General features: G+C 69.5%; 26 protein-coding genes. 16 read left to right on the plus strand and 10 right to left on the minus strand.

Annotated elements, in window-relative coordinates; genetic code table 11:
• Window positions 1-38: 38 nt before the first annotated feature.
• Window positions 39-488, plus strand: coding sequence for a MarR family winged helix-turn-helix transcriptional regulator (locus PV646_RS11355; RefSeq protein WP_500341375.1), 450 nt, complete (start codon window positions 39-41; stop codon window positions 486-488).
• A 2-nt stretch (window positions 489-490) separates the two neighbouring features.
• Here the strand turns inward: PV646_RS11355 and PV646_RS11360 are convergent, their stop codons facing one another.
• Window positions 491-1,081: a TMEM165/GDT1 family protein gene (locus tag PV646_RS11360; RefSeq protein WP_500341376.1), complete on the minus strand. Its 591-nt coding sequence runs from the start codon at window positions 1,079-1,081 to the stop codon at window positions 491-493.
• A gap of 319 nt (window positions 1,082-1,400) precedes the next feature.
• Here PV646_RS11360 and PV646_RS11365 point away from each other — a divergent pair, with 319 nt between their 5' ends.
• The 4 genes from PV646_RS11365 to PV646_RS11380 are packed head-to-tail and all read left to right on the plus strand — an operon-like array spanning window position 1,401 to window position 7,945.
• Window positions 1,401-2,855, plus strand: a complete 1,455-nt coding sequence (locus PV646_RS11365) for a cytochrome ubiquinol oxidase subunit I (RefSeq protein ID WP_500341377.1) — start codon at window positions 1,401-1,403, stop codon at window positions 2,853-2,855.
• Between the two features lie 13 nt (window positions 2,856-2,868).
• The gene (gene cydB / locus PV646_RS11370; RefSeq protein ID WP_500341378.1) at window positions 2,869-3,840 is read left to right on the plus strand and encodes a cytochrome d ubiquinol oxidase subunit II; all 972 of its coding nucleotides are present in this window, start codon (window positions 2,869-2,871) and stop codon (window positions 3,838-3,840) included.
• On the plus strand, window positions 3,840-6,833 hold the full coding sequence (gene cydD / locus PV646_RS11375) for a thiol reductant ABC exporter subunit CydD (protein ID WP_500341379.1): 2,994 nt from the start codon (window positions 3,840-3,842) through the stop codon (window positions 6,831-6,833). The genes cydB and cydD overlap by 1 nt, the downstream gene beginning before the upstream one ends.
• Window positions 6,834-6,838: 5 nt before the next feature.
• Window positions 6,839-7,945 (plus strand): GAF domain-containing sensor histidine kinase, encoded by a 1,107-nt coding sequence (locus tag PV646_RS11380; protein WP_500341380.1) that lies wholly within the window; start codon window positions 6,839-6,841, stop codon window positions 7,943-7,945.
• On the opposite strand, the gene PV646_RS11385 is transcribed toward PV646_RS11380, so the two are convergent.
• Window positions 7,923-8,540, minus strand: coding sequence for a response regulator (locus PV646_RS11385; RefSeq protein ID WP_500341381.1), 618 nt, complete (start codon window positions 8,538-8,540; stop codon window positions 7,923-7,925). The two genes, PV646_RS11380 and PV646_RS11385, sit on opposite strands and share 23 nt — an antisense overlap.
• Before the next feature lie 61 nt (window positions 8,541-8,601).
• Here PV646_RS11385 and PV646_RS11390 point away from each other — a divergent pair, with 61 nt between their 5' ends.
• Window positions 8,602-9,096: a GNAT family N-acetyltransferase gene (locus PV646_RS11390; RefSeq protein WP_500341382.1), complete on the plus strand. Its 495-nt coding sequence runs from the start codon at window positions 8,602-8,604 to the stop codon at window positions 9,094-9,096.
• A 60-nt stretch (window positions 9,097-9,156) separates the two neighbouring features.
• Here the strand turns inward: PV646_RS11390 and PV646_RS11395 are convergent, their stop codons facing one another.
• A complete protein-coding gene (locus PV646_RS11395) occupies window positions 9,157-9,723 on the minus strand; it encodes a macro domain-containing protein (RefSeq protein WP_500341383.1) in 567 nt (188 codons plus the stop codon).
• A gap of 99 nt (window positions 9,724-9,822) precedes the next feature.
• Between PV646_RS11395 and pheA the strand changes: the two genes are divergently transcribed.
• Window positions 9,823-10,713 carry a prephenate dehydratase gene (pheA, locus tag PV646_RS11400; protein WP_500341384.1) on the plus strand — a complete coding sequence of 297 codons (891 nt, stop codon included), beginning with the start codon at window positions 9,823-9,825 and terminating at the stop codon, window positions 10,711-10,713.
• Window positions 10,710-11,303: a histidine phosphatase family protein gene (locus PV646_RS11405; RefSeq protein WP_500341385.1), complete on the plus strand. Its 594-nt coding sequence runs from the start codon at window positions 10,710-10,712 to the stop codon at window positions 11,301-11,303. The genes pheA and PV646_RS11405 overlap by 4 nt, the downstream gene beginning before the upstream one ends.
• A gap of 230 nt (window positions 11,304-11,533) precedes the next feature.
• On the opposite strand, the gene PV646_RS11410 is transcribed toward PV646_RS11405, so the two are convergent.
• Window positions 11,534-11,884 (minus strand): metallopeptidase family protein, encoded by a 351-nt coding sequence (locus tag PV646_RS11410; protein ID WP_500341386.1) that lies wholly within the window; start codon window positions 11,882-11,884, stop codon window positions 11,534-11,536.
• Window positions 11,881-12,900, minus strand: a complete 1,020-nt coding sequence (locus PV646_RS11415) for a septum formation family protein (RefSeq protein WP_500341387.1) — start codon at window positions 12,898-12,900, stop codon at window positions 11,881-11,883. Before PV646_RS11415 ends, PV646_RS11410 begins: the two co-directional genes overlap by 4 nt.
• Window positions 12,901-13,093: 193 nt before the next feature.
• Between PV646_RS11415 and PV646_RS11420 the strand changes: the two genes are divergently transcribed.
• Genes PV646_RS11420 through PV646_RS11430 form a run of 3 tightly spaced genes read left to right on the plus strand, consistent with a single transcriptional unit; the run spans window position 13,094 to window position 15,403 of the window.
• Window positions 13,094-13,756 carry a hypothetical protein gene (locus tag PV646_RS11420; protein ID WP_500341388.1) on the plus strand — a complete coding sequence of 221 codons (663 nt, stop codon included), beginning with the start codon at window positions 13,094-13,096 and terminating at the stop codon, window positions 13,754-13,756.
• 6 nt (window positions 13,757-13,762) lie between these two features.
• Window positions 13,763-14,926 (plus strand): glutathionylspermidine synthase family protein, encoded by a 1,164-nt coding sequence (locus PV646_RS11425; RefSeq protein ID WP_500341389.1) that lies wholly within the window; start codon window positions 13,763-13,765, stop codon window positions 14,924-14,926.
• Between the two features lie 21 nt (window positions 14,927-14,947).
• Window positions 14,948-15,403, plus strand: coding sequence for a DUF350 domain-containing protein (locus PV646_RS11430; protein ID WP_500341390.1), 456 nt, complete (start codon window positions 14,948-14,950; stop codon window positions 15,401-15,403).
• Between the two features lie 59 nt (window positions 15,404-15,462).
• Here PV646_RS11430 and PV646_RS11435 read toward each other — a convergent pair whose 3' ends face one another.
• Window positions 15,463-15,615, minus strand: a complete 153-nt coding sequence (locus tag PV646_RS11435) for a hypothetical protein (RefSeq protein ID WP_500341391.1) — start codon at window positions 15,613-15,615, stop codon at window positions 15,463-15,465.
• Between the two features lie 105 nt (window positions 15,616-15,720).
• Here PV646_RS11435 and serS point away from each other — a divergent pair, with 105 nt between their 5' ends.
• Window positions 15,721-16,968: a serine--tRNA ligase gene (serS, locus tag PV646_RS11440; protein WP_500341392.1), complete on the plus strand. Its 1,248-nt coding sequence runs from the start codon at window positions 15,721-15,723 to the stop codon at window positions 16,966-16,968.
• 18 nt (window positions 16,969-16,986) lie between these two features.
• On the opposite strand, the gene lhgD is transcribed toward serS, so the two are convergent.
• Window positions 16,987-18,147 carry an L-2-hydroxyglutarate dehydrogenase gene (lhgD, locus tag PV646_RS11445; protein ID WP_500341393.1) on the minus strand — a complete coding sequence of 387 codons (1,161 nt, stop codon included), beginning with the start codon at window positions 18,145-18,147 and terminating at the stop codon, window positions 16,987-16,989.
• A 30-nt stretch (window positions 18,148-18,177) separates the two neighbouring features.
• Window positions 18,178-19,059 carry an LLM class flavin-dependent oxidoreductase gene (locus tag PV646_RS11450; RefSeq protein ID WP_500341394.1) on the minus strand — a complete coding sequence of 294 codons (882 nt, stop codon included), beginning with the start codon at window positions 19,057-19,059 and terminating at the stop codon, window positions 18,178-18,180.
• A gap of 71 nt (window positions 19,060-19,130) precedes the next feature.
• On the opposite strand from PV646_RS11450, the gene PV646_RS11455 reads away from it, so the two are divergent.
• From PV646_RS11455 to PV646_RS11470, 4 genes are all read left to right on the plus strand, one after another.
• Window positions 19,131-19,934 carry an HAD family hydrolase gene (locus PV646_RS11455; protein WP_500341395.1) on the plus strand — a complete coding sequence of 268 codons (804 nt, stop codon included), beginning with the start codon at window positions 19,131-19,133 and terminating at the stop codon, window positions 19,932-19,934.
• 23 nt (window positions 19,935-19,957) lie between these two features.
• The gene (locus PV646_RS11460) at window positions 19,958-20,893 is read left to right on the plus strand and encodes an NAD-dependent epimerase/dehydratase family protein (protein WP_500341396.1); all 936 of its coding nucleotides are present in this window, start codon (window positions 19,958-19,960) and stop codon (window positions 20,891-20,893) included.
• A gap of 63 nt (window positions 20,894-20,956) precedes the next feature.
• A complete protein-coding gene (locus PV646_RS11465) occupies window positions 20,957-21,736 on the plus strand; it encodes a glycosyltransferase family 2 protein (RefSeq protein ID WP_500341397.1) in 780 nt (259 codons plus the stop codon).
• Complete coding sequence (locus PV646_RS11470; protein ID WP_500341398.1) at window positions 21,733-22,104, plus strand: DUF2304 domain-containing protein; 372 nt, start codon at window positions 21,733-21,735, stop codon at window positions 22,102-22,104. Before PV646_RS11465 ends, PV646_RS11470 begins: the two co-directional genes overlap by 4 nt.
• Window positions 22,105-22,164: 60 nt before the next feature.
• Here PV646_RS11470 and PV646_RS11475 read toward each other — a convergent pair whose 3' ends face one another.
• Both PV646_RS11475 and PV646_RS11480 read right to left on the minus strand, forming a co-directional pair.
• Window positions 22,165-23,301, minus strand: a complete 1,137-nt coding sequence (locus tag PV646_RS11475; protein ID WP_500341399.1) for a glycosyltransferase family 4 protein — start codon at window positions 23,299-23,301, stop codon at window positions 22,165-22,167.
• Between the two features lie 13 nt (window positions 23,302-23,314).
• The gene (locus PV646_RS11480; RefSeq protein WP_500341400.1) at window positions 23,315-24,595 is read right to left on the minus strand and encodes an MATE family efflux transporter; all 1,281 of its coding nucleotides are present in this window, start codon (window positions 24,593-24,595) and stop codon (window positions 23,315-23,317) included.
• Window positions 24,596-24,655 lie beyond the last annotated feature (60 nt).

The following is a 24,655-nucleotide window of genomic DNA, read 5'->3' on the forward strand; positions in this document are numbered from 1 at the left end:
GTCAACTAGGTTGTCTACCTCGAAACGGGAACCCGCTGATGGAACCGGTGCCGATGCTGCTGGCGATGACGTACCGCGCCCTGGGCGACCAGTTCCACGACCGGCTCGGCCAGATCGGTCTCGAACCCCTGCGCCCCGCCCACGGCTACGTCTTCCGGTTCCTCAAGGAGAGGCGCGCGACGACCGTCGACATCGGACAGCACCTCGGCGTCACGAAGCAGGCCGCCGCGAAGATCGTCGCCGAGTTGGACGAGTGGGGTTACGTGCTGCGGGAGCCGCACCCGACGGACAAGCGCGCGCAGTACGTCACGCTGACCACGAAGGGCCGCGACTACCTGAAGTTCGCGGACAACCTGTGGGCGGACCTCGAGAGCGAGATGGCCGAGGCGATCGGGGACGACACCCTCGCCACCATCAAGTCAGGCCTCGCCGCGTACCTGCGGCACGTCCACGGCGAGGACCAGCCAGGGCTCCGTCCGGTCTGGTAGCCCTAGAAAACCTGAGTCAGAGCGATCACGGCGAACACCGCGAAGATCGCCCCGGCCACCCGCTGGATCCAGTGCGTGGGCAATCGCCCGGCGAGCTTGCGTCCCACCAGGACGGCCAGCCCGGCCACGGCGACCAGTGCCAGCCAGGCACCGAGACCGACGGCGAGTGGTTCGCCGTACCGGGCGGTGATGCCGGCGGTCGCGAGCTGCGAGGCGTCGCCCCACTCGGCCGCGAACAGCACGCCGAACGACGTCAGGGCCGCGCGCCAGAACGGCACGGACGCACTGGTCCCCGCCTCGTCGGCCGAGTCCTCGTCACGGGAGAAGCCCTCGCGCAGCAGCATGAACGCGCCCACGCCGAACAGCGCGGCCACCACGCCCGCCACCACGCGGTCGGGGAGCAGGGTGATCGCCGAACCGAACGCGGCGGCCACGACGCTCTGCACGGCGAAGGCCGCGACGACGCCGACGAACACCGGCCACGCGCGGTAACGCGTGGTCAGGACCAGGGTGGCGACCATGGTCTTGTCGGGTAGCTCGACTAGGAACACCACCGCGAAGGCGGTGATGAACGCGAGCAATGAAGTGGCCACGAGGTCCTCCACGTCCGAGTACGTTCCCGGACGGAGGCGCGACAGACCCCGACCAGGCATGCTGCAACCTGGCCGGAGGTCTCGTTCGCCCGTTCCGAGGAACGGGTGTGGGACCGGATCTGCGCGAAGGCGGATCAGTATGTCGATCACCACGCCACCGGCTGACTGCTCCGGTGGGAACTACTCCCCTCTGGCGCACACATCGTAACCGACGCATGTCACCCACAAGGCGTGACTTCGCGCACGGGACCTTGGTCCCGAGCGTGGACGGGACCGTCGTACCTGATGGAGCCCATGATCCACACCTACGCTCGAAGACGTGGAAGTACTCGAACTCGCGCGGTGGCAGTTCGGCATCACCACCGTCTACCACTTTTTGATGGTGCCGCTGACGATCGGCCTTTCCCTGCTGGTGGCAGGGATGCAGACCGCGTGGGTGCGCACGGGCAACGAGCGCTACTACAAGATGACGAAGTTCTGGGGGAAGCTCCTCCTGATCAACTTCGCCGCCGGCGTCGTGACGGGCATCGTGCAGGAGTTCCAGTTCGGCATGGCCTGGAGCGCCTACTCGCGGTTCGTCGGTGACGTGTTCGGCGCTCCGCTCGCGATGGAGGGGATCGTCGCCTTCTTCGTCGAGTCGACGTTCCTCGGTCTGTGGATCTTCGGCTGGGACAAGCTGCCGAAGAAGGTCCACCTGGCCTGCGCCTGGGCGTTCAGCCTCGCGACGATGGCCAGCGCGTACTTCATCCTCGCCGCCAACTCGTGGATGCAGCACCCCGTCGGCATCGAGATGCACGACGGCCGCCCGCGCCTCACCTCGATCTGGGCCGTGTTGACCAACAACACGACGCTCGCCGCCTTCCCACACACCATCGCCGGCGCGTTCGCCGTGTCGGCCGCGTTCCTCGTGGGCATCGCCGCGTGGCACCTGCACCGGAAGTCGGAGGAGGAGAAGGTCTGGCGCAGCTCGCTCAAGCTCGGCACCTGGGTCGGCGTCGTCGCGTTCAGCGCGCTCGCGATCAGCGGTGACCTGCAGGGCAAGCTGATGTTCGAGCAGCAGCCGATGAAGATGGCCGCCGCGGAAGCGTTGTGCCACACCGAACAGCCCGCCAGCTTCAGCATCTTCGCGGTCGGCGACGTCACCCGGCCCGACTGCGAGAACGTCAAGAGCATCACGGTGCCCGCACTGCTGAGCTTCTTGGCGCACAACGACTTCAGCAGCGAGGTCAAGGGCATCCAGGACCTCGTCCCGATGTACCAGGAGAAGTACGGCGAGTTCTACCCCGTCGACGAACGGCTGGGTGAGCTCAGCGGCAAGCCGATCGACTACGTGCCCGCGCTTCCGGTGACGTACTGGGGTTTCCGGTTGATGATCGGGTTCGGGAGCATCTCGGCCGGCCTCGGTGTCCTCATGCTCTGGTTGACCCGCAAGAACCGGACGCCCACCGGCTGGTGGTTCCCGGCTCTCGGCCTCGCCGGCATCGCGACCCCCTTCCTGGCCAACAGCTTCGGCTGGATCTTCACGGAGATGGGGCGGCAGCCGTTCGTGGTGGTGCCGAACCCGAGCGGGGTCGACGGGGTGTGGATGTTCACCGCGCAGGCGGTCAGTCAGACCACACCCGGCGAGATCCTGACCTCGCTCATCGCGCTGACCGCGGTCTACACCGTGCTGGCGGTCGTGGAGTTCTACCTGATCCGCAAGTACGTCCGAGGCGGGATTCCGGGCGTGCTGCCCCAGAAGACCGACGACGGCGCCCTGGCGTTCGCGTACTAGGGGAGAGGCGATCGTGGAAACGCTCTGGTTCGTGCTCATCGCCGTGCTGTGGCTCGGCTACCTGTTCCTCGAAGGTTTCGACTTCGGCGTCGGCATGTTGCTCCCCGTGCTGGGACGCGACAACCGCGAACGCCGGGTCATGATCAACACCATCGGGCCGGTCTGGGACGGCAACGAGGTGTGGCTCATCGTCGCGATCGGTGCCACGTTCGCGGCCTTCCCCGGCTGGTATGCGGCGCTTCTGAGCGCCGCGTACCTGCCGCTCACTCTGTTCCTCATCGCGTTGATCGGCCGCGGTGTCGCGTTCGACTACCGCGGCAAGGTCGACAACCCGCGCTGGCGCAAGGCCTGGGACTTCACCATCGTCGCGGGCTCGTGGATCGCCACGCTCTGCGTCGGCCTGCTGATCTCGACGACGGTGCTGGGCCTGCCGATCGACGCGAACGGCGACCGCGTCGGCGGACCTTTCGCGGCGATCCGGCTCGACACAGTCGTGGGGGCGCTTGCCTTCGCGGGGTACGCGCTGGTGCACGGCGCGGTGTTCACGGCGTTGAAGACCGAGGGCGAGATCCGCGAACGGGCTCGTCGCGTGGCTTTGATGCTTGCGCCCGTTGCACTTCTACCGCTCGTGGCACTCCTCGCGATCGTCGCCGGGCTCTGGGCCGCTGCGGTCGTGGCGATCCTCGGACTGGCGATGTGGCGGCTGGCCGCAGACCGCGACGGTCAGTCGTTCGCGTTGATGGGCCTCGCGATCGCGGCGAGCGTCGCGATCCTGTTCGGCTCGCTCTACCCGAACGTCCTGCCGTCGACGCTCAACGACGCGTGGTCGCTCACGATCGCCAACAGCGCGTCGAGCCCGTACACGCTGGAGGTGATCACGTGGGTCGCCGGCTTCGGCACGCCCGCGGTGCTCGTCTACCAGGGCTGGACGTACTGGGTGTTCCGCAAGCGGATCGGCGTTCAGCACATTCCGGCGGCGCACTGATGAAGCGAGGCCCGCTGGGAGCTCTGCCCCAGCTCTCCAGGAACGCCAGGCGCGCCCTCGTCGGGGTGGGCGCGCTGGCGTTCCTCAACTCCCTGGCGCTCGTCGCCCAAGCCGTCGCGCTGGCGTCGGTGATCACCACCCGCGAAGGCCTTCCGCTGCTGGCCGTGGCGATCCTGGCGCGGGCGGGGCTGTCGTGGGCGACGGAGAGCGCGGCCGCCCGGGCCGCCGCCGGTGCCAAGGAAGAACTGCGGACCCAACTGCTGGCCAAGTCGTTCGAACGCGGCCCCGGCTGGATCGCCGAGCGCGGCACCGCCGAGCTGTCGGTGCTCGCGACCAAGGGCCTCGACGCGCTCGACGCCTACTTCACCCGCTACCTCCCCGCGCTGGTCACGGCCGTGATCGTGCCGCCGCTGGCCGGTGCGTGGATCCTCTTCACCGACTGGCCGTCGGCCGTGCTGATCGCGGTCACCGTGCCGCTGATCCCGGTCTTCGCCGCGTTGATCGGCTGGTACACGGAGAAGCGCGTGCGCAAGGCCGCCGACGTCACCGAACTGCTGTCGGCCCAGCTCATGGAGCTCCTGCGGGCCCTGCCGGTGCTCACGGTCTTCGGTCGCGCCAAGCAGCAGGCCGGTGCGGTCGAGCAGATCGGTGAGCAGCACCGCAAGGCCACGATGGGCACGCTCCGGATCGCGTTCCTCAGCGCGTTGGTGCTGGAGATCGCGGCGTCGTTGAGCGTCGCGCTGATCGCGGTCGGCGTCGGCATCCGGCTCGTGCACGGCGACATGACGCTGATGACCGCGCTGGTCGTGCTGATCCTGGCGCCCGAGTGCTACCTGCCGTTGCGTGCGGCCGGTGCGGCTCACCACGCCAGCGAGGACGGCCTGGAAGCCGTTCGGCGCGTTGCCGAAGTGGTCGAGCACGAGGACAAGGCGCGGCCTCGGCTGCCCGGTGGTTCGGTGCACGTCGACAACCTGCGCGTGTTGCGGCGAGGCGGGTTCGCGCCCGACGGCATCAGCTTCGACGTCCGGCCGGGGGAGATTCATCGACTCGAGGGCGCGAGTGGCGCCGGAAAGTCGACAACGTTCGGGGTGCTGCTGGGCTTCGTCGAACCGACGGACGGCACCGCGTTCGTGGCCGGCGACATCGCGTACGTGCCGCAGAAGCCCGCGTTCGCCGCCGCCACCCCACGCGCCGAGCTGGAGCTGACGGTTCCGGGAGCCGAGGACGTCGAGCAGGTCGCGGACGAGGCCGCGGCTGTTCACCTGCTCGACCGCCAGATCACGGACCTGTCGACCGGTGAACGCCAACGCGTCGCAGTCGCGCGCGCTCTGCTGAGGGTGCGTCACGGCGCGACGGTGCTGCTCCTCGACGAACCGACCGCGCACCTCGACCCGGTGACAAGTCGCAAAGTCGACAAAGCGATCAAGCGAGCCAGTGCCACGGCCGCCGTCGTCCTCGCCTCGCACCGCGACAAGGAGGCGACCGAGGACGAGACGTTCGCCAGGGTCGTCACCGACGAGACCGCGCCGGAACGTCCGAAGCGCCTCCCGATCCCGTGGAAGGGCGCCGGGCTGGGCATCCTCGCCGCGATCGCCGGTATCGCGCTGACCGCGCTGGCCGCCCACCTGATCGCGCGCGCCGCCGAGATGCCACCGATCCTGACGCTGTCGGTGCTGGTCGTGGGCGTGCGGACGTTCGCGCTGAGCAAGGGCGTGCTGCGGTACGTCGAGCGGCTGGTCACCCACGACGAGACGTTCCGTCTCGCCAACAAGCTCCGCGCTGAACTGTGGCTGCGGCTCGTGCGGACCCAACGGCGTGATGGCCTGCAACGGCTCGTCGAAGACACCGACACCGTTCGAGACCTCGTGCCGCGCGTGCTCGTGCCACCAGTTGTGGCCATCGGCGCCGGTATCGCGACCACGATCCTGTTCGCGTTCATCGACCCGGCGGCGGCTCTCACGCTGGGCGGCTTGCTGCTCGCGGCGGGTCTGGCCGCACCCGCGGTCGCCGTGTGGACCGAGCGGCGGGCCAGCACGAAGCTCGCCAGGGGCCGCCGCAAGGTCGCCCGCGACACGATCAACGCCCTGAGCGCCGCGCCGGACCTCATCGCGCACGACGCCCACCACCGCCTGCTGGCTCAGTTGCACACCGAGGACGTCGAGCTCGCGGGCCAGACCCGCCGGCAAGCGTTCGGCACGGGCGCGGCCACGGCGATCGTCCTGCTCGCGACCGGCGCGGCGGCCCTGGTCTGCGCCACGACCGGCAACCCGGTGCTGGGACTGGTGCCGCTCGCGCTCGCCGAGCCGCTGGCCGCGTTGCCGCTCGCCGCCCAGCAGCGCAGGGCGTTGCGGGAGGCGAGTGCGCGGCTGCAGTTCGACGCGCCGGAGCGACCCGAACGGCCGCGGGGCAAGCGGATCCGGCTGGAGAACGTCGACGTCCGCTGGCCCGGCGCGACCGAACCGACGTTGAAGGACCTGCACCTGAACATCGAGCCCGGTACGCACGTCGCGATCGTGGGACCGTCGGGCAGCGGCAAGTCGACACTGTTCGCGCTGCTCCTGGGCTTCCTCCAGCCGGAGCGGGGGATCGTCGAACTGCCGCGCGCCACCTGGTGCCCGCAGGAGCCGATGCTGGTCAGCACGACCGTGAGGGAGAACCTGAGGATGTCGGGTCAGCACGACGACGAGGCGCTGCGCCAGGCCCTGCGCGACGCGTGCCTGCCCGACTGGGCCGACCGGCTCGACACGGTGATCAGGCCCGACCAGGTGTCGGGTGGTGAGGCACAACGGCTGGCTCTGGCGAGGGCGTTGCTGCACGACGCCGACGTGGTGCTGCTCGACGAGCCCACCGCGCACCTGGACGAGCCGACCGCGCGCCGGCTCCTGGAGCGACTCGGGCAGGACGGCAGGACCGTTCTGCACATCACGCACCGCCCGGACGAGGCGGCGAGGGCGGACCTGGTGCTGGACCTCGGCACTCCCGCATACCGTTGAGGACCATGGACCCCTCTCTGGCGCGGCGCGTGCTCGTCGCGTCCACCGAGATCACGTCGGCGGCGCTGGAAGACCCGGAGAACGTGCTGAGGCTCGTGGTGGAGGCGGCCGCGGAGATCGCGGACGCCGACCTCGGTCTCGCCATGCTCGCCACCGAGGACGACGACGGCACGCTGACCGTCGAGGCGTCCTCGGGCGAGCCGATCGTGGCGACGCTGAGCTCGCGCAGTGCCGCCGCCAAGGCCGCGCGCACGGGCGTCCCGGTGATGGCGGACGACGTCACGAACGACCCGCGCACCGCCCCGTACGTGCCGCAGCCGTTGCGCGTGTACGGACCGTTCGCGGTGGCGCCGTTCGGCACCTCGGATCGCAAGATCGGCGCACTGGCCGTGTACCGGCGCAGGGACAAACCGCCGTTCACGCAGGAGACGGTGGACGTGCTGACGGCGTTCGCGGCCCAGGCGGGCCTCGCGGTCGTGCTGGCCGAGGGCTTCACGGCCCGGCAGCGCGTCGCGGTCTACGAGGAGCGCGAACGGATCGCCCGCGACCTGCACGACGTGATCATCCAACGGCTCTACGGCGCCGGAGTGCAGATCAGCCTGCTGCAACGCCGGCTGGGCAAGAAGCTCGACGCGGGTCAGCGAGCCCGGATCGAGGAGGCCGTCGACCTGGTCGACGAGACGATCGCCGAGGTCCGCGCGACCGTCCGCAAGCTGCGCACCACCGACCCGGCCGACTCCGCCGACCTGCACGACTCGATCAAGGCCGAGGTCCGCACGGCCGGTGAACTGCTCGGCTTCGCGCCGCGCCTGCACGTGGCCGGCGACCTGGCGAACGTGCCGCGCAGGCATGCCGACGACGCGCGGGCGGCGTTGCGTGAGGCGTTGTCGAACGTCGTGCGGCACTCAGGCGCGACGCACGTCCAGATCGACGTACGGCGCGATGAGAAGCACCTGCTGCTGCGCGTCGCGGACAACGGGTGCGGCATCCCGTCCGGCGTGACCCAGCGCGGGCTGCGGCACCTAGCCGAACGGGCGAAGTCCGCGAGCGGTGATTTCCGCGTGGTGAGTTCGCCGAACGGGACGACGCTCACCTGGTCCGTCCCCGTTTAGCCACCCAGGCGGCGGCCTGCGTCCGCCGTTCCATGCCCAGTTTGGACAGAACGGACGTCACGTAGTTCTTGACGGTCTTCTCCGCGAGGAAGAGCCGTTCACCGATTTGGCGGTTCGTGAGGCCCTCACCGATGAGTTCGAGCACGCGCTGTTCCTGGTCGGTGAGTCCGATCGGGGCGGGATTGCGCATCCGTTCGAGTACTCGGCTTGTGGTCGCGGGGTCCAGAAGGGACCGTCCAGCCGCGACCTCGCGCACGGCCGTGACGACGTCCTGGCCGCGCACCTGCTTGAGCAGATAGCCCGACGCGCCGGCCATGATCGCGCCGACGAGGGCCTCCTCGTCGTCGAATGCGGTCAGCACGAGGCAACGAATGCCAAGGTCCCGCAAGGACCTGCACAAGTCGACCCCGCTGCCGTCCGGCAACTGGACGTCGACGACCGCCACGTCGGGCGGAGTCTTCTGGGCACGTGTCACCGCCTCGTCGACGGACCCGGCCTCGGCTATGACCGAGATGTCGGGCTCGTCGTCGAGCATCTCGCGCAGTCCTCTGCGCACTACTTCGTGATCGTCAACCAACAAAACGCGCACTGGCACGAATCCACCGTACGTCGAATGGCTGTTCCTGAGCGTGACTCAAATTGGCACAGTTCTTGTCATGGCAGAAGGCTCGGTACGACCGGTCGAGGAAGCAGATCGCATAGTTGTCGCCCGACTGGTTCTCGAGCTATGGGGAGCGCACACCTCCGTCGCGCACGGTGAGGTGTTCTTCCCGGCGAGTCTGCCGGGCTTCCTCGTGGAGAAGCAGGGTCACGTGCTGGGTCTGCTGACCTACGCGGTGGCGAACAACCAGCTGGAGATCGTGACGATCGACGCGCTGCGAAGGGGCCGCGGCGTCGGCACCGCGCTGGTCGACGCCGCGGTACGCCAGGCGCGCACGCTCGGCTGCAACCGGGTGCGCCTGACGACCACGAACGACAACCTCGACGCGATCCGCTTCTACCAGCGCCGGGGGTTCAAGATCACGGCGTTCAGACCGGACGCGGTCCGTGAGGCGCGCAAGCTCAAGCCCGAGATCCCCGCGGTCGGAGAGTTCGGCATCCCCATCACAGACGAGGTCGACCTCGAACGATGGGTCGCACCACGGCAGTAGTCCACAAGTGTCCACAGCTCTGTCCACAGGGTTGTGCACAAGTCCTGTGGACAACTCCCGTCACACGTGCAGCGGGTTGAACGCCTCGTCCCACGCGGCGGCGACCTGATGCGCGCACGTGGACGGTGCGACGCCTCCCACCCCGGTGCCCAGACCCGGCATCGCGATGGTGTGGACGGCGTCGTGCACCGGCGTGCCGTCCTCCAGACGCCCGGTGAGCCAGAGCATCAGCACGGCCCGCGCGGCGAGATAGGGGTGAACGGTGTCGACCGGCAGCCGTTCGCCGGGCCGGCGCATCGTCGGGGCGCTGATGAGCCACGCCGGCTCGGTCTCGCCGGTCGCCACGATCTGCGCCTCGCCCACCGGGAGCTCACCGCCGTGCAGCGCGAGGACGGCGCTGCGGACGTTGTTCTCGACCTGGGGGAAGGCCGTGGCGTAGACGGCGTCGATGCCACCGCGCATCCAGCCCTGCGAGTTCGCCGGACTGACTATGGCCTGCGCGTGGATGTCCAGAACGGACCCGCGGTGCACCCGCACACCGGTGCGTCCGTCAGCCACGGCGAGCCAGGCGTTCGCCATCGGTTCGTCGACCGCGCACAACACGAGTTCAGGCGCTAGAGCGGGCACGCCCCAAGCATTCCAGTTCGAACGGTCCTGACGGAACCCAGGTTTGGTGCCGGACACAGGCGTGATTTCCGCCTCTGATCGCCGCACTACGCTGACCTGATGCCGCGCATTGCGTACTTCGGACCACAGGGCACCTTCACCGAGCAGGCAGCCATGCGGTTCGAGGGCGAACTGGTCCCGGTCGAAACGATCCCGCTCGCGTTCGCCGCCGTGCGCGCCGGCGAGGCCGAGTTCGCGTGCGTGCCGATCGAGAACTCCGTCGAGGGCGCCGTGCCCGCGACCCTGGACGCCCTCGTGCGCGACGAGCCGGTCGTCGCCGTGGCCGAGACCGTGCTGGACGTCCGGTTCAGCATCCTGGTCCGGCCGGGGACCACCGAGATCAAGACCATCGCCTCGCACCCGCACGCGCTGGCCCAGGTCCGCGAATGGATCGCCGCGGAACTCCCCGGCGTCACCTCGATCGCCACCTCCTCGACCGCCGCGGCCGCCGCCGAGGTGGAACGCGGAGAGTTCGACGCCGCCGTGACCGCCCCGGTGGCCGTGCAGCACTACAAGCTGGACGAGTACGCCACGGACGTCCTGGACGTGCCCGACGCGCGCACGAGGTTCCTGCTGCTGCGCCGTCCGGGTCAGCTCCCTGAGCCGACCGGCGCAGACCGCACGAGCGTCGTCGTGACCACCCCGGACCGCGTGGGCGTGCTGTCCGAGCTGCTCACCGAGCTGGCGTTGCGTGGCATCAATCTCACCGGCCTCGAATCGCGCCCACAGAAGGGCAAACTGGGGACGTACCGCTTCTACATCGACGTCGAGGGGCACATCGCAGAGCCGAGGATCGGTGACGCGCTGGCCGCGCTGCACCGACACTCGCGCGAGATCCGGTTCCTCGGGTCCTTCCCGAAGGCCGACCACGAGCCCGTCGAGGCTCACAACGCCGAGTTCGCCGCAGCCGCCTCCTGGGTCGATGCTGTCAGAAAGGGCGAGCGCGGGTGAAGCTCCTGCTGGTCAGGCACGGTGAGACGGCGTCGAACATCGAGCGCAAGCTGGACACGGCCATGCCGGGCCCCCCGCTCACCGAACTGGGCCTCAAGCAGGCCCGCGAACTGGCCGACACCCTCGCGGGCGAGCAGATCACCGCCGTCTACGCGAGCATCGGCCTGCGTGCCCAGCAGACCGCGGCACCGACCGCCGAACGCTTCGGCCTGCCCGTCCAGGTCCTCCAGGGCATCGAGGAGATCCAGGTCGGCTCGCTCGAGGGCCGCAACGACACCGAGGCCTACAAGACCTACCTCGAGACCGTGATCCGCTGGGCCGAGGGCGACCTGGACGTCGCGTTCCCCGGCGGCGGCGAGACCGGGCAGCAGGTGCTGGACCGGTTCCTCGGCGCCATCTCGACCATCCAGGACGACGGCACCGTCATGGTGGTGACCCACGGTGGCGCGGGCCGGATGGGCGCGCTGGCGCTCGCGTCGAACGTGCCGGTGGAGTTGGCGGAGAACCTGCTGCCGAACACCGGGGTCGTGGTGCTGGAGTCCGAGGGTGCCGGCTGGGTGTGCCGGTCCTGGGCGGGCGTGGACATCTAGCCCGCGTCGTCCGAGCTCGTCGGGGAACGCCCCTCGCCGATCGCGGTTGTCCAAGGCCTCGGTCCAGCCGCGGGAGAAAGCCGTCCACCAAGCCACTGCACTGCTTGGGAGAAGGCCGGGACGGCAGCGTGGCTGAATCCTCGAGCAAGCAGCTTCGGCTGTCCCGAGGCTAGCAGCGCCGGAGATCGGCGAGCGCTTCCTGAAGATCCTCACCCGTGCGGGGGAGGTGACTAGCCCCAGCCCAGCTCGTGCAGCCGCGCGTCGTCCACCCCGAAGTGGTGCGCGATCTCGTGCACCACGGTGATGATGACCTCCTCCACCACGTCCTCCTCGGTGTGGCAGATGTCGAGGATCGCCTCGCGGTAGATGAAGATGTGGTCGGGCAGCGAGCCGCCGTAGTCGGAGTTGCGCTCGGTCAGCGCGATGCCCTGGTAGAGCCCGAGCAGTGACGGCTCGTCGGGGTTGCGGTCCTCGACCAGCACCACGACGTTGTTCATCGCGTGCACGAAGTCGGGCGGGACCAGGTCGAGCGCCTCTTCGACCAGCTCGTCGAAGCGAGCCCTGGTCATCTCGACGGTCATCGGTTCTCGGTGGTCGTGGTCGGGGCGCTGGAGGACGGCTTGTCGGGCTGGTCGGAGCCGGAGGGCTTGCCGGACTCCGACGGCGGCTTGCCCGACTCGGAGTGCAGCGGCGCGCCGGTCGGCTCGTCCTGGGCCTTGACCGAGGTGGTCTGCGGCGGGTTCGCGGTGGTCAGCGGCGCGCCGTTCGGGTTGCGGACCGTGCCCTCCCACGCCACCAGGTTGGTGCCCTGGGGGACCGCGCCGATCTTGCAGTTGGCCTTGCGGGAACCGACGGCCCAGCTCTCCTCGGCACGCGTGTCCCACGTGACCAGCAGGTTCTTGGCCTTCAGGTCGGCGCCGCCGGTGTACTCGGTGGCGATCGCCGCACACTTCTCGGACATCAGGGCGTCCTGCGCCTCGAGCGCCACGAACGCGCCCTCGGCGTGTTGCACGACACCGACGATCTCGAACGCGTGCGGCTTGGCGCACTCGATCGGGTCACCCACGATGTTGTTCTCGGCCAGCGCGACGCAGACGCCCGGGTCGTAGACGGCGGACTGGTCCTGGGTCTTCGCGCTGCCGAACGACGGCAGCGGGGCGCCGGACGGAGCCGTGACCTGCAGGCCGCACCTCAGCTGCCGGTAGCCGCTCGACCAGCGGTTCTGGTCCGGGTTCAGGGTGCCGACGCCGTACTTGCCCTTGGGGTCGAGCTTGCCCGCCATGTACGTGGTCGACGCCTGGGCGCAGTTCTCCTGCGCGATCTTCTCCCAGGCCTCGGCGTTCGGGAACGGCGCTTCCTTCGGGTACGCGCCGGTGATGTCGGCCGTGCCGGTGACCTCGAACTTGTGCGCGGCGGCGCAGTCGACCTTCTGCGCGTCGGACAGGTCGGGTTTCTCCCAGTTGAGGCACTCGCCCGCGACGGCCTGATACGCGGCGTTGACGAGCTCGCGTTTGGTGCTGAGCGGGCCTCCTGCCAGCACAGACGTGAACGCGGACAACATCAACAGGCCGAACGCGCCCACGAAAGCACCGGCCATCACAAGCCGCGTGTCGCGGATGTGACCGGATCGACTCAACCAACCGGCGCTCGGAGACATCTCATCCATGATGCCCGTGCCGTGTGAGACGGCTGTGCGCCGGGTTGGGGTTGAGTGTTGCTATTAGGACACTCGTCCCTGAATTGCCCGTGTTTCAGCTGTCTCGCTAGGTACCTTGCCCGCGGGAGTGGTGATGACTGACAACAACCTGCCAGGACCTGGCCAGCCGACGCCCCAGCCTGGGCCGCCGTCGGGACAGCCCGGCCAGCCTCAACAGCCCGGCCAGCCGCCGGCCTACCAGCCTGCGCCGCAGCAGGCCGGTCCCAACCAGCCGCCGACCAAGGGCAAGGTGCGCCAGCAGCAGGCCGGCGTGACCAAGCCGCGCCAGGCCTCGGTCGCCGAGCAACGCGCCCGTGCCGCCGCGCTGAAGGCGCAGCAGGAGCGGTTCGCAGCCGAGTCCGCCGCGTTCGAGAAGAAGCGCAAGACGCGCAAACGCCTGCTCATCGGCGGTGGCGTCACCGTCGGCGTGGTCGCGCTGGTCGCGATCTGGTACGCGGCCGCCAGCCCGAAGAACGTCACCGCGCAGTGCACCGACTCGAACAACGTGATCGTCGACGACGACTACTGCGACGAGTCGTACTACCGCAGCCACGGTGGGTACACGAGCGGCGGCTTCATCTTCATCGGCGGCACCTCGTACCGCTACAACTACGGCGGCACCGGCTCGGTCGGCCAGAAGGCCGTCGGCGGCAGCTACACGATCCCGAAGGGCGCGAACGTCTCGACGAAGTCGGGCACGTCGGTCCAGCGCGGCGGCTTCGGCGTCAGCAGCGGTTCGAAGAGCACCGGAGGCTGAGCACAGTTGCGTCGTGAAACCTCCCAGCCGCGGCCGAACTGGCAGCGGACGGTCTCGGACCAGGGGTTGGTGTTCGGTTCACCCGCGAAGTACGCGAACGGCGCCGACCGTCCGTACTGGGACGAGTCCGTGCACTACGTGTTCGAGATGAGCGACATCCTCTCGCTCGAAGCGGACGTCGAACTGCTCCACTCCATGTGCCTCGACGCGGTCGACAACGTCGTCCTCACCGAGCGCTACCGCGACTTCGGCATCCCCGAGTGGGTGTGGCCGCACATCGCTGAGTCGTGGCGACGCCGCGACCCGCACGTCTACGGGCGCTTCGACCTGCGCTACGACGGCTCCGGCCCGGCGAAGATGCTCGAGTACAACGCCGACACCCCGACCTCGCTGCTCGAGGCCGCGTACATCCAGTGGTACTGGAAGGAAGACGTCTTCCCGGACAGCGACCAGTGGAACTCGATGCACGAGCGCCTGGTCGAGCGGTGGACGGAGATCGGTGCCAAGCTGCCCTCCAGCGAACTGCACTTCACCTGGTCGGGCGCCGACCCGTCCGGCGAGGACCACCTCACCATCGCCTGCCTGCAGGAGACGGCCGCCGAGGCGGGCCTGAACACCGTGGGTCTCGCGATCGAGGACGTCGGCTGGGACACGTTGCTCAACCGGTTCGTCGACCTCGAAGAGTCGCCGATGGGCACGGTCTTCAAGCTCTACCCGTGGGAGTGGGTGGTCGAGGAGCAGTTCGGCCGCCACGCCGTCGAGTCGCTGCCCGGCACGCTCTGGGTCGAGCCGCTGTGGAAGATGCTGCTCTCCAACAAGGCGCTGCTCGCGATCCTGTGGGAGATGTACCCGGGCCACCCCAACCTGCTCCCGGCGTACCTGAACGACCCCGGCATGCTCACCGAGTACGTGCGCAAGCCGCTGCTCGGCCGCGAGGGGTCGAACATCCAGATCGTCGCTCCCGGTCACGAGACGCAGACCGGTGGCGTGTACGGCAAAGAAGGCTTCGTGTACCAGCTGTTCGATCCGCTTCCGGAGTTCGACGGCTACCGCCCCGCGTTGGGTGCCTGGGTCGTCGGCGACACGTCGGCGGGCCTCGGCATCCGGGAAACGGTCGGTCTGGTGACCGACGATGGCGCGGCGTTCGTGCCGCATCGAATTGTTGAGTAAGACTCCGAAAGGGAACGGGAAATGGACTACACGACGCTCGCGTTGGACCCCGGCTTCGGCTCGGCCATCGGCCGGGGCATCGGCGCGATCGCGCTGTACGCCGTCGTCGGTCTGGTCCTCATGGTGTTCGGCTTCTACGCGATCGACTGGACGACCCCGGGCAAGCTGTCCGCCCTCGTCCGCAACGGAGCCCCGAACGCCGTCATTGTGACCGCCTCCGGCCTCGTCTCGATGGCGCTGATCGTCGTCGTCGCCATCTACAGCTCGGCGGGCAAGCTCGACGAGGGCCTGCTCTCGTCCCTGATCTACGGCCTTCTCGGCATCGTCGTGCAGGTCGCGGCCGTCCGGTTGCTGGAGTGGGTGACCCGGCTGGACATCGGCTCGCTGATCGAGTCGGACCGCTTCGCCCCGGCCTCCGTCGTCGTGGCCGCCGCGCACGTGGCGCTGGGCCTCGTGGTGGCCGTCGCGATCATCTAGTACCCGCTTCGTCGAGGGACCCGGTGCTCATGGGGCGCCGGGTCCCTTCGCGTCGCGGGTCACCTCGGCTCGTGCCGCCTCGCCGTCTCCTGCGGAAGCCCCATCACCGCGAGCAGGAGAGTGCCGGCGAACGCCACGACCGCGTTCGGCTTCCGCGTGGCCAGTTCGTGGAACTTCTCGTGGTCGAAGTCAGGCGGAACCTTGTTCGTCATCGCGTACCTCCTGCCGCTTCAACGCCACCGCTTCGCCGTTCGTTGAACAGCGCGAACCGGATATCCGGGTGAAGCGGGAAACCACCAGGGACTACCCTTCGCAGGGTGATTGACCTCAAGGTGTTGCGCGAGAACCCGGAGATCGTGCGCGCGTCGCAGCGTGCCCGTGGCGAGGACGAGGGCGTCGTCGACAGCCTGCTGTCCGCCGACGAGCGCAGGCGTTCCGCCATCTCCCGCGCGGACACCCTGCGCGCCGAGCAGAGGGTGCTCGGCAAGGAGGTCGGCAGGGCCAAGGGCGACGACCGCACCGCGCTGCTGGTCAAGGCGAAGGACCTGGCCGCGGAGGTCAAGGCCGCCGAGGCCGAGCAGAACGCCACCGCCGCCGAGGTCGACGAGCTCCTCACCAGGATCCCGAACCTGGTGCACCCGGACGCGCCGGTCGGCGGCGAGGACGACTTCGTCGTCGTCAAGACGGTCGGCGAGCCGCGCGTGTTCGACTTCGAGCCCGTCGACCACCTCGACCTGGGCACGAGGCTCGGCGCGATCGACATGGAGCGCGGCGCCAAGGTCGGTGGCAGCAGGTTCTACTTCCTCAAGGGTGTCGGCGCGCAGCTGGAGCTCGCGCTGCTGAACATGGCGGCGGCGCAGGCCACGGCCAACGGCTTCGAGCTCATGATCACGCCCACGCTGGTGCGGCCGGAGATCATGGCGGGCACCGGGTTCCTCGGTGCGCACTCGAGCGAGATCTACCACCTGCCGGCCGACGACCTGTACCTCGTGGGCACGTCGGAGGTGCCGCTCGCCGGCTACCACGCCGACGAGATCCTCGACGGCGAGCGCCGGTACGCGGGCTGGTCGTCGTGCTACCGCCGCGAGGCCGGTTCGTACGGCAAGGACACCCGCGGCATCATCCGCGTGCACCAGTTCAACAAGGTCGAGATGTTCTCCTACGTCAAGCCCGAGGACGCCGAGGCGGAGCACGCCAGGCTGCTCGGCTGGGAAGAGGAGATGCTCGCCAAGATCGAGGTGCCCTACCGCGTCATCGACACGGCGACGGGTGACCTCGGCACGTCGGCGCACCGCAAGTTCGACTGCGAGGCGTGGGTGCCGACGCAGCAGAAGTACCGCGAGCTGACGTCGACGTCGAACTGCACGACGTTCCAGGCCCGCCGCCTGAACGTGCGCTACCGCGACGAGAACGGCAAGTCGCAGATCGCCGCCACGCTCAACGGCACGCTGGCGACCACGCGGTGGATCGTCGCGATCCTGGAGAACCACCAGAACGCCGACGGCTCCGTCAACGTCCCGGTGGCGCTGCGGCCGTTCATGGGCGGGCTCGCACTGCTCAAGTGAGCGGTCCCCCAAGCGGTCTCAGGTGAGCGAGGCGATGTGGCGCGCGATCTCCAGCGCGCTCGTCGCCGCCGGTGAGGGCGCGTTCAGGACGTGCACCTGACGGGGTGCGGACTCGATGAGGAAGTCGTCGACGAGCGACCCGTCGGGGAGCATGGCCTGAGCGCGCACACCGCTCTCCGCCCGCACCAGGTCGTGCTCGGTCACGGCGGGGACCAGCCGGGCCAGCGACTCGGCGAACCGGCGCCGCGACAGCGATCGCAGCACCTCGTCGATGCCGGTCCGGGCGAACCGGCGGGCCAGCTTCCAGGTGCCGGGGAACCGGGCGATGTCGAGGACGTCGCCCGGTGAGATGTCGCTCCACCGATACCCCTCGCGCCGCAACGCCAGCACCGCGTTGGGCCCGCAGTGCACCGACCCGTCGAGCATGCGGGTGAGGTGCACACCGAGGAACGGCAGGGTCGGGTCCGGCACCGGGTAGATCAGCCCGCGCACCAGCGACGTCCGCCGGAGCTCGTAGTACTCCCCGCGGAACGGCACGATCGTGGCGGCGGGCGACAGCCCGGCCAGCCGCGCGATCCGATCGCTCTGCAGGCCGGCGCAGTTCACCAGCACATCGCCGCGCACGACACCCTGCGGCGTCGCGACCTCGACCTTGGCACCCGCCGTCCGGATCGCCAGCGCGGGCGACGCCAGCCGCAGGTCGTGCCCGTCCAGTTGCCGCACCAACGCGGCGCAGACCGCGGAGTAGTCGATGATCCCGGTGCTCTCCACCCGCAACGCGGCCACGCAGGCCACCTCGGGCTCGTACTCGAGAGCCTCCTCGGCGGAGATCAGCTTCGCCGGCACCCCGTTGGCCTCGGCACGCGAGGCCAACGCGTGCAGCCGGGGCAGTTCGTCGGCGGAGGTCGCGACGACGAGCTTGCCGCAGACCTCGACCGGAACGCCGTGCTCGCGCGCGAACGCGATCATCGACGCGTTGCCGGCCACGGACATCCGGGCCTTGAGCGAACCAGGCTTGTAGTACAACCCCGCGTGCACGACGTTCGAGTTGTGGCCCGTCTGGTGGGCACCCCAGCGGTTCTCCTTCTCGAGCACCGTGACGCGATCACCGCGCGATGCCAGCTCGGCCGCCACCGCGAGCCCCACGATTCCGCCACCGATCACCACAACAGAGCGCACGGTGACGAAATCTAGTTCAGCGCTCTGCCGTTACAGGTGCCGATCGAGCGCGGGCAGCACGTCCGCGGCGATGTTCTCCACGACCTGCTCGCTGCCGGCGTAGATGCCGTCGTGCCGGGGCCAGTGCGACACCACGTCGGTGAAGCCCAGCTCAGCAGCTCTGCCCACGGCGTCGACGAAGCACTCCACGCTGGACAGCGAGTACACCGGGGCCGAGTCGAGGTTCAGGTAGCGGTTCACCCGTGGACCGCGGTCGTGCGTGGCCAACGTCTCAGTGAACTGCTCGGACAGCTCCGCGACGCCGCGCCACCACGTCTCGTGGTCCTCGGTCGGCGGTCCGGTGGTGACCCAGCCCTGGCCGAACCTCGCCGCCACGGTCATCGCCTTCGGACCGTTCGCGGCGACCACGAACGGCACTCGCGGCCGCTGCACGCAGCCGGGGGCACTCCGGGCTTCCTCCGCCGAGAAGAACTTGCCGTGCCACGACGTGCGGTCCTTGACCAGCAGCTGGTCGAGCAGCTCGACGAACTCGCCGAAGCGGGCTGTGCGGTCGCGCGGTAGCAGCGGCTCCGCGCCGAGGGCGACCGTGTCGTACCCGGCCCCACCTGCGCCTACCCCGAGCGTGAAGCGCCCGTCGGACACGTCGTCGAGGGTCAGCAGCTCCCGCGCGAACGGCACCGGGTGGCGGAAGTTCGGGCTTGCGACGAACGTCCCGAGCCTGATGCGCGAGGTGACCATCGCGGCCGCTGTCAGGGTCGGGACCGCACCGAACCAGGGACCGTCGACCAGCGTGCGCCAGCCGAGGTGGTCGTAGGTCCACGCGTGGTGGAACCCGTACTCCTCGGCCGCGCGCCACTTGGGTTCGGCGATCCACCAGCGATGTTCCGGGAGAATCACGATTCCTGCGCGCACGGACGTACGGTAACCAGCTGTTCAGCCTCCGACGAACTTGGACTCGCCAGTCGAGGAGGCAAGATGGCGGGGTGGAACAGCCGCGCCTGGTCGCCTCCGACGTCGATGGAACCCTGCTCAACCCTCAGGAGCGCGTGAGCGCACGGACCGCGGAGGTCGTCGCGCGGGTGCTCGCCGCGGGTGTCCCGTTCGTGCTGGCCACCGGACGGCCGCCGCGCTGGGTCCCGAGGATCGCCGAGGAAGCCGGTCTGGACGGGCTCGCCGTCTGCGCCAACGGTGCGGTGCTCTACGACATCGGCCGTGACGAGATCGTCTGGGCGCGCACACTCAGCCCGGTGCAGTTGCACGACATCGTGGCCGCCATCGACAGCGTGCTGGACGACTGCACGTACGCGGTCGAGCTCGTGGGCACGCCGAAGGACGACAGGACGTTCGTCGCCGAGGTCAGCTACACCCACCCGTGGCCGGAGGGCCCGCACAGCGGTCTCACCCGCGCCGAGACGCTCGGCTTCCCCGCGACCAAGCTGCTCGCCCGCAACAGCGCCATGACCAGCGCGGAGATGGCGACTGCCATCAACGAGGTGCTGCACGGCGAGATCGACCTCACCTACTCCACGAACAACGGCCTGGTCGAGATCGCGGTGCACGGCGTCACGAAGGCGTCCGGTCTGGCCGACGTGGCGGAACGGCTCGGGGTGAAGCGCGAGCAGGTCATCGCGTTCGGGGACATGCCGAACGACGTGGAGATGCTGACCTGGGCCGGGCACGGCGTGGCCATGGCGAACGGCCACGAAGCCGCCAAGGCCGCCGCCGACGAGGTCACCGGTCCGAACGCCGAGGACGGCGTGGCGATGGTCCTCGAACGCTGGTTCTGAGGGGCGCCTCTATCCTGGGCGGCATGCGCGCACTCGTGACCGGCGGCGCCGGTTTCATCGGCTCCACCCTGGTCGACCGCCTGCTCCGGGACGGTCACGAGGTCCACGTGATCGACGACCTGCGCCGCGGCAAGCGCACGGCGCCCACGGACCCGGCCCACGCGGACCGGTACTCGTTCACCCGGCTCGACGTGACCTCACCCGAGCTCGGTGACCTGCTCGCGGAGGTCGAGCCCGAGGCGGTGTTCCACCTCGCCGCCCAGATCGACGTGCGGGTGAGCGTGGAGCGGCCGCTCGACGACGCGCAGCAGAACGTCCTCGGCACGATCAACCTCGCCGAGGCGGCGCGCAAGGCCGGTACGCGCAAGATCCTCTTCGCCTCCTCCGGCGGGTCCATCTACGGCACCCCGGACGTCCTGCCGGTGTCGGAGGAGGTCCCGACCAACCCGAAGTCGCCGTACGCGGCGAGCAAGCTCTCGGGAGAGATCTACCTCAACACGTTCCGGCAGCTCTACGGCGTCGACTGCACGCACCTGGCACTCGCCAACGTCTACGGGCCGCGGCAGGACCCGCACGGTGAGGCGGGCGTCGTCGCGATCTTCGCGAACGCGCTGCTCGGTGGACACCCGACGAAGGTGTTCGGCGACGGCGGCAACACCAGGGACTACGTGTTCGTGGAGGACGTCGTGAACGCGTTCGTGCTGGCCAGCGGCGACAACGGCGGTGGCAGGCGGTACAACATCGGCACCGGCGTGCAGGTGTCCGACCGTGAGCTGCACACGTTGGTCGCGGAGGCCGCGGGCGCTCAGGACGCTCCGGAGCACGCCCCCGGACGGCTCGGCGACCTGAGGGCGTCGGCCCTGGACCCGTCGCTGGCCAAGGCCGAGCTCGGCTGGGTGCCGGAAACGGACATTCGCACCGGCGTGCAGCGCACGGTCGAGTACTTCCGCTCCGCGTGAGCCAGGCGCGCGGCCCGCACCCCGAGCGGGTTCACCCGGACGAGAGCAGTTAGGCTCCGCGTCGTGTCGAGCGAATTCCTCGGCAGGGCCCTGATTGTGGTGCCTGCCTGGAACGAAGAAGCCGCCGTCGGTGAGACCGTGCGCGAGATTCTCGATTCGGTGCCGAACGCGGACGTGCTCGTGGTCGACGACGGATCCTCCGACCTCACGGCCGAAGCGGCCAAGGCGGCGGGTGCGCTCGTTCTCGAGCTGCCGTTCAACCTCGGTGTCGGCGGTGCCATGCGAGCGGGTTTCCGCTACGCGGTGCGGCACGGTTACGACGCCGCGGTGCAGGTCGACGCGGACGGCCAGCACAACCCGGCCGAAGTCCCCGACCTGCTGGCGAAGCTGGACGAGGCCGACATCGTGATCGGTGCGCGCTTCGCGGAGAAGGGCGACTACCAGGTCCGCGGCCCCCGCAAGTGGGCGATGGTCGTGCTGAGCAAGGTCCTGTCCTGGGTCTCGAAGACCCGCCTCACCGACACGACCTCCGGCTTCAAGGCGACCGGCAAGCGCGCGCTGCCGCTGTTCGCCGAGAACTACCCCGTCGAGTACCTGGGCGACACCATCGAGTCGCTGGTCATCGCGGTGCGCGCGGGCTGCACCATCACCCAGGTGCCCGCCCACATGCGTCCGCGCCGGGCGGGTACTCCGAGCCACAGCCCGTGGAAGTCGACGGTCTACCTCGGCCGCGCCGGGTTCGCCCTGCTGCTGGCCCTCATCCGCCGGTGGGACGTGTCGGTCCGGGCTTCCACGCCGCGCGTGCCCACGCCCACGGCGACCGCTGAGAGGGGTGCCGCGTGAGCGCCTACGTCGTCGCGATCATCGGCAGCATCCTGATCCTGCTCGGGATCATGGAACTGCTCCGCCGCCGTCAGCTCAGCGAGAAGTACGCCGTGCTGTGGCTCGTCGTCGGTGTCCTGCTGCTGATCCTCACCATCTTCCCCGGCCTGCTCGGGACGATCAGCACCGCGGCCGGCATCGAGGTTCCGTCCAACCTGCTCTTCTTCACCGCGATCGTGTTCCTCATCGGTGTCGCGCTGCACCTGTCGTGGGAGCTCTCGCGGCTGGAGGACGAGACCCGCAAGCTCGCGGAGGACCTCGCCATCCTGCGGCTGGACGTCGAGGAACAGGGCAAGCGGCTGCGCAGCACGAAGGACTCCGGGCACTGAGCCCAAGCAAGGAAAAGGCCCTGCTCCAGACTGTGGAGCAGGGCTTTTTCACGTCATGGGTCAGTGCTGGCCGGGCACCGGAGTGCCGTGCATCAGCGCGGTGACGACCTCGACCGCGTTGTCCCACGAGAACTTCTCCGCGGTGTTCTTGCTCAGCAGCTCGGCCATCGCGTTGCGGTGCGCCTCGTCCGTCAGGGCCTCGCGCAGTGCCTTCGCGAGCGCCTTCGGCTGCTGCGGCGGGACGAGCCAGCCGGTCTCGCCGTCGGTCACGATCTCCGCCGTGCCACCGACGTCCGTGGCGATGACGCACGCGCCCAGCGCGGCGGCCTCCAGCACCGTCGTCGGCAGGCCCTCGGTCCAGCTGGGGTTCACCACGACCGTCGCCGCGGCCATCTCCTTCAGGGCGGTCGGGTGGTCCACCGAGCCGAGGAACTCGACCTCACCGGCCAGTCCGAGTGACCGCGCCTTCGACTCCAGCATCCCGCGCACGGGACCGTCACCGCAGATCCGCGCGTGCACGGGCACCCCTCCCGCCTTCACCTCGGCGAGCGCGTCGAGCAGGTCCTGCACGCCCTTGCCGCTGATCAGCCGGCCGACGAAGCACACCGTGTTCGGCTTGCCCGACGGCGCCGAGCGCATGCCCTCGGGGAGGTCCATGCCGCGGTGCACGACGATCGCCTTACGGCCGGAGAGCTTGCGGACGAACTCGTGCGCGGGCTTCGACACCGCCACCACACCCGCTGCCGTGCGCAGCACAGGCTGGGCGATCGTCGCGTCGACGGTGTTGGCGACGAGCCTCACGAGGAAGTTGCCGCTCTGCACCGGCGTCGACCCGTGCTCGACGTGCACCCGGCGGATGCCCTTGCGCTTGGCCCAGATGCTGGCCAGCGCCGCGTGGTAGAAGAACCGCGTGTGCGTCATCATCACCGTGTCCGGCGTGACGTACTTGCGCAGCAACGCGTGGAATCCGGGCTTGGGCACCGGGTACGGCGACACCGGCATCCACGACGGCCAGCGCACGACCGTCCAGCGGTCGGACAGGTGCTCCACGCCGGGCTTCGAGGCGGTGTCCGAGGTCAGCACGGTGATGCGGAGATCGGGATCGGCGTCCAGCAGTCGCTTGTGCAACTCGTACGCGTAGGCCTCGAGACCGCCGGGATGCGGGGGGTAGCAGGACGGCAGGTCCACCAGGTGCATGGCTCTCCAAAAGTCAGTCTGTGGTGGCCGAAGCCGCGTTGTCCGCTCGTGCGTGCCGGGTGAGCCCGATCCACGCGATGGCCGCGCCGATCGCCCATGCCAGTGCCATGCCGGTCGCGGCACCGATGACGCCGAACTGCGTGCCCAGCAACGCGATCAGCGCCAGCTCGCACGCCAGCTGGATGGTGCGCACCCGCGGACCCACCCACGCCCGGCCGCTCGCCTTGGCCGCCACCATCGCCGTCTGTCCCGACGCCAGCAGCAGTGCGTAGACCAGCAGTACCAGCACGACCGGTTCGAGCGTCGACCAGTCGGCCTTGAGCAGCCCGCTCATGAGGTCCGCCGGCAGCACCACCACGACCAGCATGCCTGCCACGCACACACCGGCGGCCAGCAGCGACACGATCGCCGGGGCCCGCACGACGTCCTTGGCGCTGCGGCCGGCGAGGTGGGCGAGCAGCGCGTTGCCGATGCCGACGAACAGCACGGTCATCGCGGTGATCGGCGTCATCGCCTTGCGCAGCAGGCCGTACCCGTCGAGTCCGGTCGCCCAGATGGCCATGCCGAACGTCGCGTAGATGCCGGCCGCGAGGTACAGGGCGTCGATGAGGAAGCCGGGGATGAGCTTGCGCTGTTCCCTGATCCACCCGACGACGGATCCCAGCGAGAACGGGCCACCGGTCAGGGCGACGGCGACGAGCGTCGCGAGGATGCCGGTGATCGCCCACATCGCGTAGGTGCGGGTCGGGCTGAGGTGGTCGGCCAGCGCGAACGTCGCCGCGGTCGCCGCGAAGGCCAGCAGCCAGCCGCCGTCGAGGACCAGCGAGACCAACGGCCGCTGCTTGCCGTAGCCGACGTACCTGGCGTGGTCGAGCACGCCGAGGAACGGCGAGGCCACCGCCTGGATCAGCAGCAGGTCGCGCGCGGTCCCGTCGAGGAACAGCGCGACGAGCAACGAGCACACGCCGATCACCAGGCCGAGCGTGAGCGCCGTGGCGGCAGGCGGGCGCAGCGCCTTCGGATCCGTGGCGGCCGCGGTGCGCGAGACCAGCATCGGCTCGGACGCGATCGCCCTGCCGATGTACCACTGACCGGTCTGCACCATCACGACCAGCGTGAAGATGCCGTACTCGGCGTCGGTCGACACCGGGATCGCCGCCGCCTGCACGACGAACGCGATGGCCGAGAAGAGGAGCTGATCGACGGTGACGAGCGACTGGTAGCCCGCCCGGTCGACCAGTCTGCGCAGCCACGAGGGCGCGCGACCGTCCACAGGGGTCGGAGGCTGCGTCACGGCTTTGGGTACCTTTTCGGAAGGGAGTTCCAGGTCCCCTACTCTACGGTGTCCCATCTT

Source organism: Streptomyces sp. ID05-26A (genome assembly GCF_033794685.1).
GTDB lineage: Bacteria > Actinomycetota > Actinomycetes > Mycobacteriales > Pseudonocardiaceae > Lentzea.

What these genes read in the sequence shown, in the direction of transcription:
- PV646_RS11355 (WP_500341375.1), top strand. Translation starts at nt 39, where the DNA reads ATGGAACCGGTGCCGATGCTGCTGGCGATGACGTACCGCGCCCTGGGC.
- cydD (WP_500341379.1), top strand. Translation starts at nt 3,840, where the DNA reads ATGAAGCGAGGCCCGCTGGGAGCTCTGCCCCAGCTCTCCAGGAACGCC.
- PV646_RS11380 (WP_500341380.1), top strand. Translation starts at nt 6,839, where the DNA reads ATGGACCCCTCTCTGGCGCGGCGCGTGCTCGTCGCGTCCACCGAGATC.
- PV646_RS11390 (WP_500341382.1), top strand. Translation starts at nt 8,602, where the DNA reads ATGGCAGAAGGCTCGGTACGACCGGTCGAGGAAGCAGATCGCATAGTT.
- pheA (WP_500341384.1), top strand. Translation starts at nt 9,823, where the DNA reads ATGCCGCGCATTGCGTACTTCGGACCACAGGGCACCTTCACCGAGCAG.
- PV646_RS11410 (WP_500341386.1), bottom strand. Translation starts at nt 11,884, where the DNA reads ATGACCGTCGAGATGACCAGGGCTCGCTTCGACGAGCTGGTCGAAGAG.
- PV646_RS11415 (WP_500341387.1), bottom strand. Translation starts at nt 12,900, where the DNA reads ATGGCCGGTGCTTTCGTGGGCGCGTTCGGCCTGTTGATGTTGTCCGCG.
- PV646_RS11420 (WP_500341388.1), top strand. Translation starts at nt 13,094, where the DNA reads ATGACTGACAACAACCTGCCAGGACCTGGCCAGCCGACGCCCCAGCCT.
- PV646_RS11430 (WP_500341390.1), top strand. Translation starts at nt 14,948, where the DNA reads ATGGACTACACGACGCTCGCGTTGGACCCCGGCTTCGGCTCGGCCATC.
- PV646_RS11435 (WP_500341391.1), bottom strand. Translation starts at nt 15,615, where the DNA reads ATGACGAACAAGGTTCCGCCTGACTTCGACCACGAGAAGTTCCACGAA.
- PV646_RS11460 (WP_500341396.1), top strand. Translation starts at nt 19,958, where the DNA reads ATGCGCGCACTCGTGACCGGCGGCGCCGGTTTCATCGGCTCCACCCTG.
- PV646_RS11475 (WP_500341399.1), bottom strand. Translation starts at nt 23,301, where the DNA reads ATGCACCTGGTGGACCTGCCGTCCTGCTACCCCCCGCATCCCGGCGGT.